This is a genomic window from Pseudomonas sp. P110(2024) (assembly GCF_057480795.1).
In genome coordinates this window covers 182865-201834 of sequence record NZ_JBLIYT010000002.1, presented here as the reverse complement: position 1 = coordinate 201834, position 18970 = coordinate 182865, and the positions used below count along the sequence as shown (strand labels likewise).

The 18970-nt window shown below is 64.9% G+C and carries 16 protein-coding genes; 10 read left to right on the top strand and 6 right to left on the bottom strand.

The window, feature by feature from the left end:
- Positions 1 to 50: 50 nt before the first annotated feature.
- Positions 51 to 251: a hypothetical protein gene (locus AC25ND_RS03870; protein ID WP_028690221.1), complete on the bottom strand. Its 201-nt coding sequence runs from the start codon at positions 249 to 251 to the stop codon at positions 51 to 53.
- Between the two features lie 566 nt (positions 252 to 817).
- Here AC25ND_RS03870 and pcaR point away from each other — a divergent pair.
- From pcaR to pcaC, 9 genes are all read left to right on the top strand, one after another.
- Positions 818 to 1687 (top strand): pca regulon transcriptional regulator PcaR, encoded by an 870-nt coding sequence (pcaR, locus tag AC25ND_RS03865; RefSeq protein WP_028690220.1) that lies wholly within the window; start codon positions 818 to 820, stop codon positions 1685 to 1687.
- A 358-nt stretch (positions 1688 to 2045) separates the two neighbouring features.
- Positions 2046 to 3392, top strand: coding sequence for a 4-hydroxybenzoate transporter PcaK (gene pcaK, locus AC25ND_RS03860; protein WP_186594299.1), 1347 nt, complete (start codon positions 2046 to 2048; stop codon positions 3390 to 3392).
- 168 nt (positions 3393 to 3560) lie between these two features.
- Entirely contained in the window at positions 3561 to 4421 is an 861-nt protein-coding gene (locus AC25ND_RS03855; RefSeq protein ID WP_028690217.1) for a CoA transferase subunit A, read from the top strand.
- On the top strand, positions 4418 to 5197 hold the full coding sequence (locus AC25ND_RS03850; RefSeq protein WP_028690216.1) for a CoA-transferase subunit beta: 780 nt from the start codon (positions 4418 to 4420) through the stop codon (positions 5195 to 5197). Before AC25ND_RS03855 ends, AC25ND_RS03850 begins: the two co-directional genes overlap by 4 nt.
- Positions 5194 to 6399 carry a 3-oxoadipyl-CoA thiolase gene (gene pcaF, locus AC25ND_RS03845; protein WP_182322201.1) on the top strand — a complete coding sequence of 402 codons (1206 nt, stop codon included), beginning with the start codon at positions 5194 to 5196 and terminating at the stop codon, positions 6397 to 6399. Before AC25ND_RS03850 ends, pcaF begins: the two co-directional genes overlap by 4 nt.
- A 135-nt stretch (positions 6400 to 6534) precedes the next feature.
- Positions 6535 to 7824 carry an MFS family transporter gene (locus AC25ND_RS03840; protein WP_028690214.1) on the top strand — a complete coding sequence of 430 codons (1290 nt, stop codon included), beginning with the start codon at positions 6535 to 6537 and terminating at the stop codon, positions 7822 to 7824.
- A 9-nt stretch (positions 7825 to 7833) separates the two neighbouring features.
- A complete protein-coding gene (locus AC25ND_RS03835; RefSeq protein WP_186594301.1) occupies positions 7834 to 9186 on the top strand; it encodes a 3-carboxy-cis,cis-muconate cycloisomerase in 1353 nt (450 codons plus the stop codon).
- 12 nt (positions 9187 to 9198) lie between these two features.
- Positions 9199 to 9990: a 3-oxoadipate enol-lactonase gene (gene pcaD, locus AC25ND_RS03830; RefSeq protein WP_062364116.1), complete on the top strand. Its 792-nt coding sequence runs from the start codon at positions 9199 to 9201 to the stop codon at positions 9988 to 9990.
- A gap of 10 nt (positions 9991 to 10000) precedes the next feature.
- Positions 10001 to 10402, top strand: coding sequence for a 4-carboxymuconolactone decarboxylase (gene pcaC / locus AC25ND_RS03825; RefSeq protein ID WP_028690211.1), 402 nt, complete (start codon positions 10001 to 10003; stop codon positions 10400 to 10402).
- Between the two features lie 120 nt (positions 10403 to 10522).
- Here pcaC and AC25ND_RS03820 read toward each other — a convergent pair whose 3' ends face one another.
- Positions 10523 to 11047 carry an Mpo1 family 2-hydroxy fatty acid dioxygenase gene (locus AC25ND_RS03820; RefSeq protein ID WP_028690210.1) on the bottom strand — a complete coding sequence of 175 codons (525 nt, stop codon included), beginning with the start codon at positions 11045 to 11047 and terminating at the stop codon, positions 10523 to 10525.
- Between the two features lie 92 nt (positions 11048 to 11139).
- Between AC25ND_RS03820 and AC25ND_RS03815 the strand changes: the two genes are divergently transcribed.
- Positions 11140 to 11826: a Crp/Fnr family transcriptional regulator gene (locus AC25ND_RS03815; RefSeq protein ID WP_186594305.1), complete on the top strand. Its 687-nt coding sequence runs from the start codon at positions 11140 to 11142 to the stop codon at positions 11824 to 11826.
- Here AC25ND_RS03815 and AC25ND_RS03810 read toward each other — a convergent pair.
- The 4 genes from AC25ND_RS03810 to ttgB all read right to left on the bottom strand — a co-directional run bounded on the left by AC25ND_RS03810 (position 11726) and on the right by ttgB (position 18970).
- Positions 11726 to 12709, bottom strand: a complete 984-nt coding sequence (locus AC25ND_RS03810) for a LysR family transcriptional regulator (protein WP_069016088.1) — start codon at positions 12707 to 12709, stop codon at positions 11726 to 11728. The two genes, AC25ND_RS03815 and AC25ND_RS03810, sit on opposite strands and share 101 nt — an antisense overlap.
- A gap of 171 nt (positions 12710 to 12880) precedes the next feature.
- A complete protein-coding gene (locus tag AC25ND_RS03805; RefSeq protein WP_186594307.1) occupies positions 12881 to 14134 on the bottom strand; it encodes an OprD family porin in 1254 nt (417 codons plus the stop codon).
- Positions 14135 to 14375: 241 nt separating this feature from the next.
- Positions 14376 to 15821, bottom strand: coding sequence for an AdeC/AdeK/OprM family multidrug efflux complex outer membrane factor (locus tag AC25ND_RS03800; protein WP_028690206.1), 1446 nt, complete (start codon positions 15819 to 15821; stop codon positions 14376 to 14378).
- Entirely contained in the window at positions 15818 to 18970 is a 3153-nt protein-coding gene (gene ttgB, locus AC25ND_RS03795; RefSeq protein WP_186594315.1) for a multidrug efflux RND transporter permease subunit TtgB, read from the bottom strand. Before ttgB ends, AC25ND_RS03800 begins: the two co-directional genes overlap by 4 nt.

Here is an 18970-nt window from a genome sequence, read left to right as displayed (position 1 = left end):
TGCCTCGCTGCAATCGCCATAGGGTGATGGCGCTATAGCATCGCTCAGCTTCAATCGCCGTCGCTGCGCAGTTCCTTTTCGATCTTCTCGATCTCCTGGGCGAAGGCCTGGTCGAGAATGCTGGCACGTTTACGCCAGGGTTTGCGTTCCGGGTCGGGTTGTGCGGCATAGGTGGTGACTTCACCACCGTAAACATCCTTGTAACGTTCAGCCTGGCGCTCGAGTTCGGCGCGCAGTTCTTCTTTCGTCACAGTCATACCTGAATAGTTTAAGTTGGGCGTTGGCCGTTAAATACACATGCTGAATGTGGACATACAGGCAGCGCGTACACATCGTTGCACTTGGAATGACTGGGCGTGGGAGGGCGACCTGCCGTGCACCACACGACACACCACTGCTCAAGCAGCGGGCTGGCGTCAGGAAGGCAACGAAAGTTTATCGATTGGATCCGTTATACAGCACTGACAATCAACAGTGCCGATTATAGCAATCGTCAATTCGAAGGCTATCGTTCTTTACGCGTCATTGACAATAGACCGGAAGTTATTCTGGCCAGCCAAAGTTTTGGCCTGATTGGCGTGCTGAAAGTTCCACTTGTCAGGGGGCCACTTTGACCGTTCGCTGTCAGAAATGAAAACGGCCTCGCTAGGAGGCGAGGCCGCTGCCTGGGACTTCTACGGTGGGTACCTGACCAGTCTCTCCAAAGAAGCCACATGTGGCAGGGGAAAGGTATAAGCAAACGTGTCAGCGGTCAATTGCGATTATCGGCCGTTCGTTCGATAATCGCACGAGGTAGCGATTTTTTTGAGGCATGTCCATGAGCGAAGAAACCAGCGCGCCGCCAGCAAACGAGCCCACGCGCAGTACCAGCCCCGCCCTGGCACCGCCGATCGTGGCGTCCGCGGCCAAGCGCATTCAGGCCTTCACCGGCGACCCGGACTTCATGACTTCCCTGGCCCGTGGGCTGGCAGTGATCCAGGCGTTCCAGGAGCGCAAGCGACACCTGACCATCGCGCAGATCAGCCACCGCACGGAAATACCCCGGGCGGCGGTCCGGCGTTGTCTGCATACTTTGATGAAGCTGGGTTACGCGACCACTGACGGGCGTACTTATTCGCTGTTGCCCAAGGTGTTGACCCTTGGCCATGCCTACCTGTCGTCGACGCCGTTGGCGGTATCGGCACAGCCCTACCTCGACCGGATCAGCGACCAGCTGCACGAAGCGGCCAACATGGCCACGCTGGAAGGCGACGACATTCTTTATATAGCGCGCTCGGCCACGGTCGAACGGTTGATCTCGGTCGACCTGTCCGTCGGTGGGCGGTTGCCGGCCTATTGCACCTCGATGGGGCGCATCCTCTTGGCGGCGCTCGACGATGCCAGCCTGCACGAATATCTGGATAGGGCCGACCTCAAGGCGCGGACCAGCCGTACACTGCACGACCCTGAATCGTTGTTCGCCTGCATCCAGCAGGTGCGCGAGCAGGGTTGGTGCGTGGTCGACCAGGAACTGGAGCAGGGGTTGCGTTCGATTGCCGTGCCGATCTATGACGCCTCCGGGCAGGTGCTGGCGGCGTTGAACGTGAGCACCCATGTCGGTCGGGTCAGCCGTGGCGAACTGGAGCAACGTTTCCTGCCGATCCTGCTGGCTGCCAGCCGGGACCTGTGTCACCAGTTGTTTGGCTGAACAACGTCGGGGCGCATTGCGCCCCATCGGCGGCAGACGGGCTTTCATACCATGTGGGCTGAGCTGTCGAACCGGCGCTGCCGTTTCCTGTTCGATAAACGCACAGTGTCGTTCCCGACGAATTGCGCCACCCACGCCTGCTGATTAATGTCTGTCGCACGAGTCGGCTTCGCCGACCGGACAATAACAACAGGCCCGAGGGCATCCCCCATGAAGACCGTCCCTTTGCTGTCGCGGCCACACCCGCGCGCAGTGCTGCTGCCCGGCTGATCCCAGGCCGTCGTATCCAACGTTTCCTGCTCCTGCGTATCAGCGATGCGCCGGTAGCCTGCCTGTGCCCAACTCCCGGATAACAACAATGAACAAGCCTCAATCCGCTGTCGGCAACTGCCTCGATGTCCAGTCCTTCATCAATGACCAACCGCTGTCGCGCTATCAATGGCGGGTGGTGATCCTGTGCTTCCTGATCGTCTTCCTCGATGGCCTGGACACTGCCGCCATGGGTTTCATCGCCCCGGCGCTGTCTCAGGAATGGGGCATCGACCGTGCCAGCCTCGGCCCGGTGATGAGCGCCGCGCTGATCGGCATGGTGTTCGGCGCCCTCGGCTCCGGGCCGCTGGCCGACCGCTTCGGGCGCAAGGGCGTGCTGGTGGGGGCGGTGCTGGTGTTCGGTGGGTTCAGCCTGGCCTCGGCCTACGCGACCAATGTCGACCAGTTGCTGGTGCTGCGCTTTCTGACCGGCCTGGGCCTGGGGGCGGGCATGCCCAATGCCACTACCTTGCTTTCCGAGTACACCCCGGAACGGCTCAAGTCGCTGCTGGTGACCAGCATGTTCTGTGGCTTCAACCTGGGCATGGCCGGGGGTGGTTTCATCTCGGCCAAGCTGATCCCGGCCTACGGCTGGCATAGCCTGCTGGTGATCGGCGGGGTGCTGCCGTTGCTGCTGGCGCTGGTGTTGTTGGTCTGGTTGCCGGAGTCGGCGCGGTTCCTGGTGGTGCGCAATCGTGGCACCGAGAAGGTGCGCCGGACCCTGGCGCCGATTGCCCCGGCCCTGGTGGCCCAGGCTGCGAGCTTCAGTGTGCCTGAGCACAAAGTGGTGGCGGCGCGCAACGTGTTCGCGGTGATCTTCTCGGGCACTTATGGCCTGGGCACCGTGCTGCTGTGGCTGACCTACTTCATGGGGCTGGTGATCGTCTACCTGCTGACCAGCTGGCTGCCGACCCTGATGCGTGACAGCGGCGCGAGCATGGAGCAGGCTGCCTTCATCGGCGCATTGTTCCAGTTCGGCGGCGTGCTCAGTGCGGTGGCCGTGGGTTGGGCGATGGACCGCTTCAACCCGCACAAGGTGATCGGCATCTTCTACCTGCTGGCGGGTGTTTTCGCCTATGCCGTGGGGCAGAGCCTGGGCAACATTACCTTGCTGGCCACGCTGGTGCTGGTCGCCGGCATGTGCGTGAACGGCGCGCAGTCGGCCATGCCTTCGCTGGCAGCGCGGTTCTACCCGACCCAGGCGCGCGCCACTGGGGTGTCGTGGATGCTCGGGATCGGTCGCTTCGGCGCGATTCTCGGTGCCTGGAGCGGGGCGACGCTGCTGGGGCTGGGGTGGACTTTCGAGCAGGTACTGACCGCGCTGTTGGTGCCGGCGGCGCTGGCCACCCTGGCGGTGGTGGTCAAGGGGCTGGTAAGCCACGCCGACGCGACCTGAGACGACAGGGGCGCGCATAAATAGCAAGATAACAATCTGTTCGATAATCGCACCAAAGTGCGATTATCGGATTGTAACCACCCCGATAGCCTCCGTAATCTGGGCCCATCGCAGCGACGCAATGGCCCGCTGCTCACTGATTCGACTCGACCTGACCAGGAGTCTCCAATGGCAGCAATCCTCTCGCTTCACGAGGCTGTGAAGCAGTTCATCCAGGACGGCGACAGCGTCGCCCTCGAAGGCTTCACCCACCTGATCCCGACGGCGGCCGGTCACGAGATCATCCGCCAGGGCAAGCGCGACCTGACCCTGGTGCGCATGACCCCGGACCTGATCTACGACCAGCTGATCGGTGCCGGTTGCGCGCGCAAGCTGATCTTCTCCTGGGGTGGCAATCCCGGCGTCGGTTCGCTGCATCGCCTGCGCGACGCGGTGGAGAAGCAGTGGCCGCACGCCATCGAGATCGAAGAGCACAGCCACGCCGACCTGGCCAACGCCTATGTCGCCGGCGCCTCCGGCCTGCCGTTCGCGGTGCTGCGTGCCTACGCCGGCTCCGACCTGCCGAAGGTCAACCCGCTGATCAAGAGCGTCACCTGCCCGTTCACCGGCGAGGTGCTCGCCGCTGTGCCGTCGGTGCGTCCGGACGTCACCGTGATCCACGCGCAGAAGGCCGACCGCAAGGGCAACGTGCTGTTGTGGGGCATCCTCGGCGTGCAGAAGGAAGCGGCCCTGGCGGCCAAGCGCTGCATCGTCACCGTCGAGGAGATCGTCGATGACTTGAATGCGCCGATGAATGCCTGCGTGCTGCCGACCTGGGCGCTCAGCGCGGTGTGCCTGGTGCCCGGCGGCGCCCACCCGTCCTACGCCCACGGCTACTACGAGCGCGACAACCGCTTCTACCAGGCCTGGGACCCGATCGCCCGCAACCGCGAGTCGTTCACCGCCTGGATCGACACCTTCATCCGTGGCACCCGGGACTTCACCGAATTCCAGGCCAAGCTGGCCAGCACCGCGGAGGCCGCGCAATGAGCTACTCCACTTCCGAAATGATGACCGTCGCGGCGGCCCGCCGCCTGCGTAACGGTGCCGTGTGCTTCGTCGGCATCGGCTTGCCGTCGAAGGCCGCCAATCTGGCGCGCCTGACCTCGTCGCCCGATGTCGTGCTGATCTACGAGTCCGGCCCGATCGGTGCCAAGCCGAGTGTGTTGCCGCTGTCCATCGGTGACGGCGAGCTGGCCGAGACTGCCGACACCGTGGTGCCGACCGGCGAGATCTTCCGCTACTGGCTGCAGGGCGGGCGCATCGACGTCGGTTTCCTCGGCGCGGCCCAGGTCGACCGCTTCGGCAATATCAACACCACGGTGGTCGGCGACTACCACGCGCCGAAGACTCGCCTGCCAGGTGCCGGTGGTGCGCCGGAGATCGCCGGTTCCGCCAAGCAGGTGCTGATCATCCTCAAGCAGTCGCCACGCGCCTTCGTCGACAAGCTCGATTTCATCACCTCGGTCGGCCACGGTGAAGGTGGTGACTCGCGCAAGCACCTGGGCCTGCCCGGCGAGGGGCCGGTCGGCATCATCACCGACCTGTGCATCATGGAGCCGGAAGCGGGCACCCATGAATTCGTGGTCACGTCGATCCACCCGGGCGTAACCCGCGAGCAGATCGTTGCCGCCACTGGCTGGGCGATCCGCTTCGCCGACGACGTGCTGCAGACCGCGGCACCCAGCGATGTCGAGCTGTCCGCCCTGCGCGACCTCGAAGCGCGCACCGCCGCCGCCCATGGCCAGACGGCAGGAGAAGCCTGATGCGTGACGTCTTTATTTGCGACGCCATCCGCACCCCAATCGGCCGCTTCGGTGGCGCTCTGGCCGGCGTGCGCGCCGACGACCTGGCGGCGGTGCCGCTCAAGGCGCTGGTCGAGCGCAATCCGCAGGTGCAGTGGGAGCTGCTCGACGAAGTGTTCCTCGGTTGCGCCAACCAGGCCGGCGAGGACAACCGTAACGTGGCGCGCATGGCGCTGCTGCTGGCCGGCCTGCCGCAGAGCATTCCTGGCGTGACCCTCAATCGTCTGTGCGCCTCGGGCATGGACGCCATCGGCAGCGCGTTTCGCGCCATCGCCAGTGGCGAGATGGAGTTGGCCATCGCCGGTGGCGTCGAGTCGATGTCCCGTGCGCCGTTCGTGATGGGAAAAGCCGAAAGCGGCTACTCGCGCAACATGAAGCTCGAGGACACCACCATCGGCTGGCGCTTCGTCAATCCGTTGATGAAGGCGCAACATGGCGTGGACGCCATGCCCGAGACCGCCGACAACGTCGCTGACGATTACCAGGTGTCGCGCGCCGACCAGGACGCCTTCGCCCTGCGCAGCCAGCAAAAGGCTGCCGCCGCGCAGGCTGCTGGTTACTTCGCCGAAGAGATCGTGCCGGTGCGTATCGCCCATAAAAAAGGCGAGACCGTGGTCGAGCAGGATGAGCACCTGCGCCCGGACACCACGCTGGAGGCGCTGAACAGGCTCAAGCCGGTCAATGGCCCGGACAAGACGGTTACCGCAGGTAATGCATCGGGCGTCAACGATGGCGCCGCCGCACTGATCCTGGCCTCGGCCGATGCGGTGAAGAAACATGGCCTGACCCCACGGGCCCGGGTGCTGGGCATGGCCAGTGCCGGCGTGGCGCCACGGGTGATGGGGATCGGCCCGGTGCCGGCGGTGCGCAAACTGACCGAACGGCTGGGTGTGGCGGTGGCGGATTTCGATGTCATCGAGCTCAACGAGGCGTTTGCCAGCCAGGGGCTTGCGGTGCTGCGCGAGCTGGGCGTGGCGGATGATGCGCCGCAGGTCAACCCTAACGGCGGTGCGATTGCCCTGGGGCATCCGCTGGGGATGAGCGGGGCGCGGTTGGTGCTGACGGCGTTGCATCAGCTGGAGAGGAGCGGTGGGCGCAAGGGGTTGGCGACCATGTGCGTCGGAGTTGGCCAAGGGTTGGCACTGGCCATCGAGCGGGTCTGAAGTTGGACGCGCGCCCTGTAGGAGCGGTCTTGTGTCGCGAAAGGCCGCTCCTACAGGGCGCCGTGTCTGACAGGGAACGAGATTGTTACTGGGTATGTCTAGACTTTGCAGTGACCTCCCAGGAGTAAAAACACCATGACTTCCAGCTATTACACCGGCGAAGAACGCAGCAAGCGGATCTTCGCCATCGTCGGCGCCTCCTCGGGCAACCTGGTGGAATGGTTCGACTTCTATGTCTACGCCTTCTGCGCGATCTACTTTGCACCGGCCTTCTTTCCCTCCGATGACCCCACCGTGCAGTTGCTCAACACGGCAGGCGTGTTCGCCGCGGGCTTTCTGATGCGCCCCATCGGTGGCTGGATCTTCGGCCGCCTGGCCGACCGGCACGGGCGCAAGAATTCGCTGATGATCTCGGTGCTGATGATGTGCGGCGGCTCGCTGATCATCGCCTGCCTGCCCACCTACGCCAGCATTGGCGCCTGGGCGCCGGCGCTGCTGCTCCTGGCGCGGCTAATCCAGGGCCTGTCGGTGGGCGGCGAGTACGGCACCACTGCCACCTACATGAGCGAAGTGGCCTTGCGCGGTCAGCGCGGCTTCTTCGCTTCGTTCCAGTACGTCACCCTGATCGGCGGCCAGTTGCTGGCGGTGCTGGTGGTGGTGATCCTGCAACAGCTGCTCACCGAGGATGAGCTGCGTGCTTATGGCTGGCGCATCCCGTTCGTGGTCGGCGCCATCGCCGCGCTGATCTCGCTGATGCTGCGCCGCTCGCTGAAGGAGACCAGCAGTGCCGAGACCCGCCAGGACAAGGAGGCCGGTACCATTCGCGGGCTTTTCCGCAACCATGCCGCCGCCTTTGTCACGGTATTGGGCTACACCGCCGGTGGCTCGCTGATCTTCTACACCTTCACCACCTACATGCAGAAGTATCTGGTCAACACCGCCGGCATGAACGCCAAGAGCGCCAGTTTCGTCATGACCGGCGCGCTGTTCCTGTTCATGATCCTGCAGCCGGTGTTCGGCATGCTCTCCGACCGTATCGGTCGACGCAACTCGATGCTCCTGTTCGGCGCCCTGGGGACGATTTTCACCGTGCCGCTGCTGATGGCGCTGAAGACCGTGAGCAGTCCGTTCATGGCCTTCGTGCTGGTGACCCTGGCGCTGTGCATCGTCAGTTTCTACACCTCCATCAGCGGCCTGGTGAAGGCCGAGATGTTCCCGCCGCAGGTCCGTGCGCTGGGGGTGGGGCTGGCCTACGCGGTGGCCAACGCGGTGTTTGGCGGCTCGGCCGAATACGTGGCGCTGGGCTTGAAAACCTTAGGCATGGAGAACACCTTCTACTGGTACGTGACCGCGATGATGGCGGTGGCCTTCCTGTTCAGCCTGCGCCTGCCCAAGCAGGCGGCGTATCTGCATCACGATCATTAAGGACGTTGCATGAGCAACCAACTGTTCGACGCCTACTTCACCGCGCCGGCGATGCGCGAGATCTTCTCTGACCGCGGCCGGTTGCAGGGCATGCTCGATTTCGAGGCCGCCTTGGCCCGCGCCGAGGCCGGTGCCGGTCTAGTGCCGCACACGGCGGTGACCGCCATCGAGACGGCCTGCAAGGCCGAGCGTTATGACGTGCGTGCCTTGGCCGATGCCATCGCCACCGCTGGCAACTCGGCGATTCCGTTGGTCAAGGCTTTGGGCAAGGTGGTCGCCAGCGGCGTGCCCGAGGCCGAGCGCTACGTGCACTTGGGCGCGACCAGCCAGGATGCGATGGACAGCGGCCTGGTGCTGCAACTGCGTGACGCCCTGACGCTGATCGACCGTGACCTTGGCAAATTGGCCGACACCTTGGCTCGTCAGGCCCTGCAACATGCCGACACGCCGCTGGTGGGGCGTACCTGGCTGCAGCATGCCACGCCGGTGACGCTGGGGATGAAACTGGGCGGTGTGCTCGGCGCCCTGACCCGTCATCGCCAGCGCCTCAAGGAGCTGCGCCCGCGCCTGCTGGTACTGCAGTTTGGCGGCGCTTCGGGCAGCCTGGCGGCGCTGGGCAGCAAGGCCTTGCCGGTGGCAGAAGCCCTGGCCGCGCAGTTGAAACTGTCCTTGCCCGAACAGCCGTGGCACACCCAGCGGGACCGCCTGGTGGAGTTTGCCTCGGTATTGGGCCTGGTCGCCGGCAGCCTGGGGAAGTTCGGCCGGGATGTCAGCCTGCTGATGCAGACCGAGGCGGGCGAGCTGTTCGAGCCCGCTGCGCCGGGCAAGGGCGGGTCCTCGACCATGCCGCACAAGCGTAACCCGGTGGGCGCGGCGGTGCTGATCGGTGCTGCCACCCGGGTACCGGGATTGGTCTCGACATTGTTCGCCGCGATGCCCCAGGAGCATGAGCGTAGCCTCGGCCTGTGGCACGCCGAATGGGAAACCCTGCCGGAAATCTGTTGCCTGGTCTCCGGCGCCCTGCGCCAGGCGCAGCTGATCGCCGAGGGCATGGAGGTGGACGCCGCCCGCATGCGCCGCAACCTGGATCTGACCCAGGGCCTGGTGCTGGCCGAGGCCGTCAGTATCGTGCTCGCCCAGCGCCTGGGGCGCGAGCGTGCCCATCACCTGCTGGAGCAATGCTGCCAGCGCGCCGTGGCCGAGGAGCGCCATTTGCGTGCCGTGCTGGGCGACGAGCCACAGGTCAGCGCCGAACTGTCCGCCGACGAACTCGACCGCCTGCTCGACCCGGCCCATTACCTTGGCCAGGCCCGCGTCTGGGTGGCGCGCGCCGTGGCCGAACATCAACGATTCACTGCCTGAAAGGAGACTGCTGTGGCGCACCTGCAACTGGCCGATGGCGAAATGCATTACCAACTCGACGGCCCGGCCGATGCGCCGGTGTTGGTCCTGTCCAATTCGCTGGGCACCGACCTGCACATGTGGGATGCGCAGATCCCGGCATGGGCCGAACATTTCCGTGTGCTGCGCTACGATACCCGGGGGCATGGCGGTTCGCTGGTCAGCGAGGGGCCCTACAGCATCGAGCAGTTGGGCGGCGACGTGCTGACCCTGCTCGATGCCCTGGATATCGAGAAGGCCCACTTCATAGGCCTGTCCATGGGCGGCCTGATCGGTCAGTGGCTGGGTATCAATGCGGGTAACCGCTTGCTCAGCCTGTCCCTGTGCAACACCGCGGCGAAGATCGCCAACGACGAGGTGTGGAACACCCGCATCGCCACCGTGCTCGCGGGGGGCCGGCAGGCCATGGCCGAACTGCGTGATGCGTCCATCGCCCGCTGGTTCACCCCGGCGTTCGCCGCCGCCGAGCCGGAACGCACCCTGCGTATCTGCCAGATGCTGGCGCAGACTTCACCGGAGGGCTACGCGGCCAATTGCGCCGCGGTGCGCGATGCCGATTTCCGTGACCAGCTCACCCACATCCAGGTGCCGACCCTGATCGTCGCCGGCACTGCAGATGCAGTGACCACCCCCGAGCATGGTCGCTTCATGCAGGCCGGCATCCATGGCGCCGAGTACGCCGAGTTTGCGGCGGCGCACCTGTCCAATGTCGAAATCGGCGCGCCGTTCGGCGCCCGTGTGCTCGACTTCCTGTCGAGCCGCTGAGGAGTACACCGTGGACGAGAAACAACGCTACGAGGCGGGCATGCAAGTGCGCCGCGCGGTACTGGGCGATGCTCATGTCGACCGCAGTCTGGAGAAGCTCAATGACTTCAACGGCGAGTTCCAGGAGATGATCACCCGGCATGCCTGGGGCGATATCTGGACGCGCCCGGGGTTGTCGCGACATACCCGCAGCCTGATCACCATCGCCATGCTGATCGGCATGAACCGCAACGAAGAGCTCAAGCTGCACCTTCGCGCTGCCGCCAATAATGGCGTGACGCGAGAGGAGATCAAGGAGGTGATCATGCAGAGCGCGATCTACTGCGGGATCCCGGCGGCCAACGCCACGTTCCACCTGGCCGAGTCGGTGTGGGATGAGCTGGGGGTGGAATCGCGCACCCAGGTGACTTGAGAAATTGCCGGGGCTGCTGTGCAGCCCATCGCGACACAAGGCCGCTCCCACAGGGTTTGCACAAGCCTGCGGGAGTGGCTGTGTCGCGTTGGGGTGTGCGGCGGCCCCTGACTCTTGTGGTCAGATCGCGGCTTTCTTGTGGCGGATGGCCACCGGCCCGGCATTGGCCTCCACGGCCTTTTTCAGCTCAGGGCACAGCCCGGCCATGAACGCCAGCTCCGCCACCACGAACAGCGGCCCGATGATCAGCCCGCTCAGGTCATCGACGAACGCTGGCTTGCGCCCTTCGTACCAGTGGCCGACGAACTGGATGATCCAGCCCACCACGAATGCCCCCAGCCCGGCGCTCAGCCACAGCCCGGTGCTCTGTACGGCCAGCGCCTGGCCGGCCCACAGGCACAGCCCTAGCAGCAGGCCCATCACCAGCCCGAAGCGCAGGTCCAGGCGCAGGTAGAACCACACCGACCAGCCCGCCAGCAACAGCGCCGGCGACAGCCAGACGCCGGCCAGTTCCCAGCCGGGGCGCGACAGCAGGATGGCCACGGCCAGCACGATCAGCGGAATGCCGATGAAGTGGGTGGCGATATTGCGCGGGTCGCGGTGGTAGGTCGCGTATTGACTCAGGTGCTCGACGAGGTTTTTCATTGTTGTTCCTCCATCAGGGGTGAGCGCAGCTTGCCCCCGTTCAGTCACCGTCGTCTGTCGCCTGGCCGACAGAGTTCGTTTTGCGAGGCGCCATGCACGATCCGCGTACCCAGCTGCTGCATGGCCAGTGGTTCCGGCAATTGCCCGCTACCGTTCAGGATAGCCTTCTGGCTCAGGGGCGTGCGCGCGAGCTGGCGCCGGGGCAGTGCCTGTTCCAGCGCGGCGATGCGCCCTGTGGCCTGTATGCGGTGCTCGAGGGGACGATGCGGGTCGGCGCGGTCAGCAGCGAGGGCAAGGAGGCGTTGTTGACGTTGGTTGAATCGCCCCACTGGTTCGGCGAGATCAGCCTCTTCGACGGCCAGCCGCGTACCCATGACGCCTATGCCGAAGGACCGACGCGCCTGCTGTGGATCCCCCAGGCGCCGCTGCTCGAGTGGCTGGCGCGCGAGCCTGTGCATTGGCGTGAGCTGGCCTTGCTGATGAGCCACAAGTTGCGCTGGGTGTTCGTTGCCCTGGAGCAGCAGAGCCTGCTGTCCGCCGCGCCGCGGGTGGCACAGCGCCTGCTGCAGATGGCCGAAGGCTACGGCGAGCGCGATGTCGCCCAGTGGCGGCTGCAGGTGTCCCAGGAACAGCTGGCGCTGATGCTGTCGCTGTCGCGCCAGACCATCAACCAGATCCTCAAGAGCTTCGAGCAGTCCGGCGTGGTACGCCTGGGCTATGGCGAGGTGGAGATTGTCGATGCCCGGCGTCTGCGGGCGATGGGGCAGCATCCAGGCTGACCAGGGTGTCGATCATCGCCCGTGCCGCCGGTGACAGGCGATAGCCGCTGCGGCTGATCACCCCGCAGCGGACGCTGAGCACCTCCAGGCCTGGCGGCAGGTTGCGCCAGTGCAGGCGCACCAGATCGCCGGCGGCCAGGTCCTCGGCCACCGCCTCCTCACTGGCCGTGCCGATGGCGTCGCTGGCCAGCACCACACTGCGCAGCACCGCCAGGTGCTCGGTCTGCAGGTGCGGGGTGAAGTCGCTGCGTCCGCTGAGGTTGGCCAGGCGCTTGCGCACGCCCGGCGCCAGCAATGCACTGGCCAGGGGATAGGCGAACAAGTCGTTGGTCGACAAGCTGTCCTTGGCCAGCAATGGGTGCCCGGGGCGGCAGAAGAACAGGCCGGGGCGCGGGGTCAGCGGTTCGGTGTGGAAGTTCGGGTCGGCCTCGAAGGTGCGCACGTCATCGACGAAGAACTCGATCTGCTCGCGCCGCAGCGCCTGGCCCAGGCGTTCGGCGTTGTCCACCAGCAGCGCGGTGCGGATGCCCGGATGGCGCTCGATGAACTGTTGCAGGGCCTGGGGCACCAGGCGCACGGCCAGTGCCGGGCCGCTGCCGAAATGCAGTTCGCCGGCATCGAGCTTGGTCATCTGCAGCACTTCGTTGTTCAACTGCGCCGCGCCTTGCACCAGGCGACGGGCGTGTTGCAGTACCACCTGCCCCTCGGGAGTTGGGCGCAGTGACTTGTTGGCGCGATCGACCAGGGCGCAGCCGAAGGCCTGTTCGAGGTTCTGGATGGCGCGGCTGAAGGCGGGTTGGGTGATGCCCATGGCTTCGGCAGCGCGGACGAAACTGCGGTATTCGGTAAGGGCGATGAAGTAGCGCAGTTGGCGCAGGTCCATGCTCGGGCTCTGGGGCGGGGATCGGAGCTTGGTTTTAGCGAGTTCTCGCATATAGCGTCAAAGAATTTGATTTGATTTGAATATGTCTTTTGATTATTTGAGGAAAACCCACTCCCACGCCGCTCCTCTCTTGTGCGGACGATGTGGGAGCGGGCTTGTCCCGCGATGGCATCAAAGAAGATTGAGTGGGTAACTGACGATCAGTCGGTTCTCGTCGAACGCATTGCTGCTGAAGTCCCTGCGCATGGTCGAGTTGCGCCATTTCACCGAAAGGTCCTTGAACGTCCCGGCCTGTACCACATAGGCCAGCTCGGTCTCCCTGGCCCACTCCTTGCCATCGTCCACCCCACCGGCGTGCACGTTGTCACCCTTGATGTAGCGGTTCATCAGGGTCAGCCCAGGGATGCCCACGGTGACGAAGTTGAAGTCATGGCGCACTTGCCAGGAGCGCTCCTTGGCATTATCGAAGCTGGCGTTGTAGCTGTCGTTGGCCAGGGTGCCGCCGCTGGTGCCGTTGACCCGCATCCAGGCGTCATCGCCGCTGACCTTCTGCAGGCCGATGTAGAAGGTGTGGCCCTGGTAACGTGCCGAAAGCATGGCCGAGGCCGTACGGTTGTCGAGGTCGCCGGCGCGGGCGCTACCCTCTTCCTTGCCGAGGAAGTAGCCCAGGTTGGCGCCCAAGGTCCAGTCGCCCAGCGGCTGGCTGTGGACCAGGTTCAGGTACTGTTGGCGGTAGATGTCCTTGAGTCGGGCATCCCACAGGCCGACCATCGTGCGCTTGTCGTTGAAGCTGTATTCGCCACCGGCGAAGTTGAAGCGGTCGGAGGTGATGCCGGCGCGCCCCTGCATGAACATGTCTTCCATGCTCGCGTCGTTGCGCGGGCTGTTACCGCGGAACTGGCCGGCATAGAGGGTCAGGCCTTCGATCTCCTTGGCGGTGAGCTGGCCGCCGCGGAACGTCTGCGGCAGCGAGCGGCCATCGTCCGAACGCAGGATCGGCAGCACCGGCATCCACTCGCCGACCTTGAGTTCGGTCTGCGACAGGCGCGCCTTGAATGCCACGCCCAGGCGGCCGAAATCATCGGCCGGGCGGCCATCGTCATGCACCGGCAGCAGGTGAGTGCCGGCCGTGCCCTTGCCACCGTCGAGCTTGACCGAGTACAGCCCCAGCACGTCGACACCGAAGCCGACGGTGCCCTGGGTGAAGCCGGAGCGAGCGTCGAGGATAAAGCTCTGGGTCCATTCCTCGGCCTTGCCCTGAGGGTTGGCCGGGTCGACGAAGTTGCGGTTGATGTAGAAGTTGCGCAGGTTGAGGCTGGCCTTGGCGTCTTCCAGGAAACCGCTTTCGGCGGCGACGGCGGGCAGGGCGCAGGACAGGGCCAACAGGCCCGGGAGCAGCTGGCGTGCGGGTTGCAAAGTGCTCATCTGTCGTGGATCTCTTGTTTTTATTGGGCGAGCCGGTGCACTGCGGGTACGGACCGCAGGGGTGGGCGTCATTAGAGAGAACGAGTGCAACGTTGCGTGGGCGATGGTGCGGGGGAGGGTGGGGGCGAGGCAATTCGTGGAACGCGGAATGGGGCGATTATCGAACGTAATGTTGACCGAGCGTCATCGCGGGCAACAAAAAGCCCACCGCAAGGGTGGGCTTGATGCGTTACCGGGCCAATCAGCCTTTCGGCGTCTGGATCGAGGCTTGTTGCTGGGTCTGCTCGTACCAGCCGCCACCGAGGGCCTTGTACAGGTTGACCTCGCTGACCAGCTGCGACAGGCGATCGCCGATCAGCGACTGCTGGGCGCTGAACAGGTTGCGCTGGGCGTCGAGGAAGGTCAGGTTGCTGTCGATTCCGATGCGGTAGCGGCGCTCGGCCAGGCGGTAGTAGTCCTGGTTGGCGGCCACCAGGTCACGTTGCGCCTGCAGCTGCTCCTCGAACGTCTTGCGTGCGGCCAGGCCATCGGCGACTTCCTGGAAGGCGGTCTGAATGGTCTTTTCGTACTTGGCGACGTTGATGTCCTTCTGGATCTTCGAGTAGTCCAGGCTGGCCTTGAGGCTACCGGCGTTGAAGATCGGCAGGTTGATCTGCGGCTGGAACAGCCAGGTGCCCGAACCACCCTTGAACAGCCCGCCCATGTCCGGGCTCAGGGTACCGGCGTTGGCGGTCAGGCTGATGCTCGGGAAGAACGCGGCGCGGGCGGCGCCGATGTTGGCGTTGGCGGCCTTGAGCAGGTGCTCGGCTTCCTGGATGTCCGGACGACGTTGCAGGATGTCGGACGGCAGGCCCGCCGGCACTTCGGCCAGTTGGTCGGCATTGAGCTCCAGCGGCTTGGGCAGGTTGGCCGGCACGCCGGTACCTACCAGCACGGTGAGGCTGTTCAGGTCCTGGGCGACCAGGCGCTGGTACTGCGACAGCTTGACCCGCGCTCCTTCGACGGCGGTGCGGGCCTGGCTCAGGTCCAGCGCCGAAGCCACGCCCACCTCATTGCTGCGGCGGGTCAGGTTGTAGCTCTCTTCGTACGTCTTGAGCGTTTCTTCGGTCAGCTTCAGCAACGCCTGGTCGGCCTGCCAGGTGTAATAGGCGTTGGCCACGCTGGCCACCAGGCTGATCTGCGTGGAGCGACGCGCCTGCTCGCTGGACAGGTAGGTTTCCAGGGCCTGTTGGGTCAGGCTGCGCACACGGCCGAACAGGTCCAGTTCATAAGCGCTGACACCCAGGGTGGCCGAGTACTGGCTGCTGATGGATGCCTCGCCGGTCTGCGACATGTTCGCCGGCAGCCGCTGGCGGCTACCGCTGCCATTGGCCGATACCGCCGGCAGCAGGTCGGCGCGCTGGATGCGGTACTGGGCGCGGTAGGCGTCGATGTTCAGCGCCGCGACGCGCAGGTCGCGGTTGTTTTCCAGCGACGTCTGGATCAGTTGCTGCAGCGCCGGGTCGTGGAAGAACTGGCGCCAGCCTTGCTCGGCCGCGGCAACGTTGGCCGACTCGGTCGGCGAGTACGCAGGGCCTTGCGGCCACTGCGCGGCCACCGGCGCCTCGGGCGTCTGGTAGTCGGGGATCAGCGAGCAGCCGCCGAGGATGAAGGCGGTTACCGCCAGGGACAACAAAGACTTGGTCATTGCCCAGCCTCATAACGTGGAGTTTCAGGGGTGGCGTGTTCTTTCGGCTCTTTGCTGCCGAACAGCGACGACACTGCGACGAAGAATAGCGGTACCCAGAAGATGGCCAGCACGGTCGCACTGATCATGCCGCCGATCACGCCGGTACCAATGGCGTGCTGGCTGCCGGCGCCGGCGCCGCTGGCGATGGTCAACGGTACCACGCCGAGGATGAACGCCAGCGAGGTCATGATGATCGGGCGCAGACGCATGCGGCACGCCTCGATCGCCGCGTCGTACAGGCTGCGGCCTTGCTCGTGCAGTTCCTTGGCAAACTCGACGATCAGGATGGCGTTCTTCGCCGCCAGGCCGATCGTGGTCAGCAGGCCGACCAGGAAGTACACGTCGTTGGACAACCCACGCAGGCTGGTGGCGAGCAGGGCACCGATGATGCCCAGCGGTACCACGAGCACGACCGCGATCGGGATCGACCAGCTTTCGTACAGCGCCGCCAGGCACAGGAACACGAACAGTACCGAGAGGGCGAACAGCGCCGGCATCTGCGAGCCGGAGAGTTTTTCCTCGTAGGACATGCCGGTCCAGGAGTAGCCGATGCCGGTTGGCAGTTCGCCGGCGATGCGCTCGACTTCGGCCATGGCCTCACCGGTACTGTAGCCCGGGGCCGGGGTACCGAGGATCTCGACCGCTTCCACGCCGTTGTAGCGCGACAGCTTCGGTGAGCCGTAGCTCCATTCGCCCTTGGCGAAGGAGGAGAACGGCACCATTTCACCCTTGCCGTTGCGCACGTACCACTTCTGCAGGTCTTCCGGGCTCATCCGCGAGTTTGGCTCGCCCTGGATGTAGACCTTCTTGACCCGACCGCGGTCGATGAAGTCGTTGACGTAGCTACCGCCCAGGGCGATCGACAGGGTGTTGTTGATGTCGGCGATGGTCACGCCCAGGGCACTGGCGCGTTCGTCGTCGATGGTCAGTTGGTACTGTGGCTCGTCGTTCAGGCCGTTCGGACGCACGGCGCTGAGGATCTTGCTCTGCGCGGCGTTGGCCAGGAACTGGTTGCGCGCTTCCATCAGTTTCGCGTGGCCGACGCCGGCGCGGTCCTGGAGGAACACGTCGAAGCCGGTGGCGTTACCCAGTTCGAGTACCGCCGGCGGGGCGAAGGCGAACACCATCGCGTCACGGAAGCTGAAGAAGTGCATCTGCGCGCGCTGGGCGAGGGCGAACACGCTGTTCTCCTTCGAGCGCTCGCCCCACGGCTTGAGCATGATGAAGGCCATGCCCGAGCTCTGGCCACGACCGGCGAAGTTGAAGCCGTTGACGGTGAACACCGAAGCCACGGTATCGGCTTCCTTGTCGAGCAGGTACTCGCGCATCTGGTCGACCACCACCTGGGTGCGCTCGGCACTGGAGCCGGCCGGGGTCTGCACCTGGGCGAACAGCACGCCCTGGTCTTCCTCGGGCAGGAACGCGGTGGGGATGCGCGCGAACAGCCAGATCATGCCGACCACGATCAGGGCGTAGGCCAGCAGGAACGGGATCTTGTTGCGCAGGATGGTGCCGACGCTGCGTTCGTAGCCGGCGACGCTGCGGTCGAAGTTGCGGTTGAACCAGCCGAAGAAGCCGCGCTTGGCCACATGGTGCTCGCCCTTCTTGAGCGGCTTGAGCATGGTGGCGCACAGGGCCGGGGTGAAGATCAGCGCCACCAGCACCGACAGGCCCATGGCCGAGACGATGGTGATGGAGAACTGGCGATAGATCACACCGGTGGAACCGCCGAAGAAGGCCATCGGCAGCAGTACCGCCGACAGGACCAGGGCGATACCCACCAGGGCGCCCTGGATCTGCTCCATGGAGCGCTTGGTTGCCTCCTTGGGCGGCAACCCTTCCTCGGACATCACCCGCTCGACGTTCTCCACCACGACGATGGCGTCGTCCACCAGCAGGCCGATGGCCAGGACCATGGCGAACATGGTCAGGGTGTTGATGCTGAAGCCTGCGGCGGCAAGGATGCCGAAAGTACCCAGCAACACCACCGGCACGGTCATGGTGGTGATGATGGTGGCGCGGAAGTTCTGCAGGAACAGGTACATCACCAGGAACACCAGAACCACGGCCTCGATCAGGGTGTGGATCACCCCGCTGATCGATTCGGTGACCACTGGCGTGGTGTCATACGGGAATACGGCCTTCACGCCCGGCGGGAAGAATGGCTCCAGGTCGCTGATGGTGGTGCGCAGCGCCTTGGCGGTGTCCAGGGCGTTGGCGCCGGTGGCCAGCTTGACCGCCAGGCCCGAGGCCGGCTTGCCGTTGTACTGGGCGCTGATGGCGTAGTTCTCGCCGCCCAGGCCGACCGTGGCGACATCGCCCAGGCGTACCTGGGAGCCGTCGTTGTTGACCTTGAGCAGGATCTTCTCGAACTGCTCGGCGGTCTGCAGGCGGGTCTTGCCGATGATGGTGGCGTTGAGCTGGGTGCCCGGCAGTGCTGGCAGGCCGCCGAGCTGGCCGGACGAGACCTGGACGTTCTGCGCGGCCACGGCGGTGCGCACGTCGACCGGGGTCAGCTGGAACTTGTTCAGCTTGGCCGGATCCAGCCAGATACGCATGGCGTACTGCGCACCGAACACCTGGAAGTCACCGACGCCCGCGGTCCGCGAGATCGGGTCCTGCATGTTGGAGACGATGTAGTTGGCCAGGTCGTCCTTGCTCATGCTGCCGTCTTCGGACACCAGGCCGATCACCAGCAGGAAGTTCTTCACGGCCTTGGTGACGCGGATACCTTGCTGCTGCACTTCCTGCGGCAACAGCGGGGTGGCCAGGTTCAGCTTGTTCTGGACCTGGACCTGCGCGGTGTCGGAGTTGGTGCCCTGCTCGAAGGTGGCGGTGATGGTCATGCTGCCGTCGGAGTTACTTTCCGACGACACATAACGCAGGTTGTCGATACCGTTGAGCTGTTGCTCGATCACCTGCACCACGGTGTCCTGCACCGTCTGCGCCGAGGCGCCCGGGTAGGTCACGGAGATGGCGATGGCCGGCGGGGCGATGCTCGGGTACTGGTTGATCGGCAGCTTCAGGATCGACAGGGCGCCGACCAGCATGATCACCAGGGCGATCACCCAGGCGAAGATCGGGCGATCGATAAAGAACTTCGACAT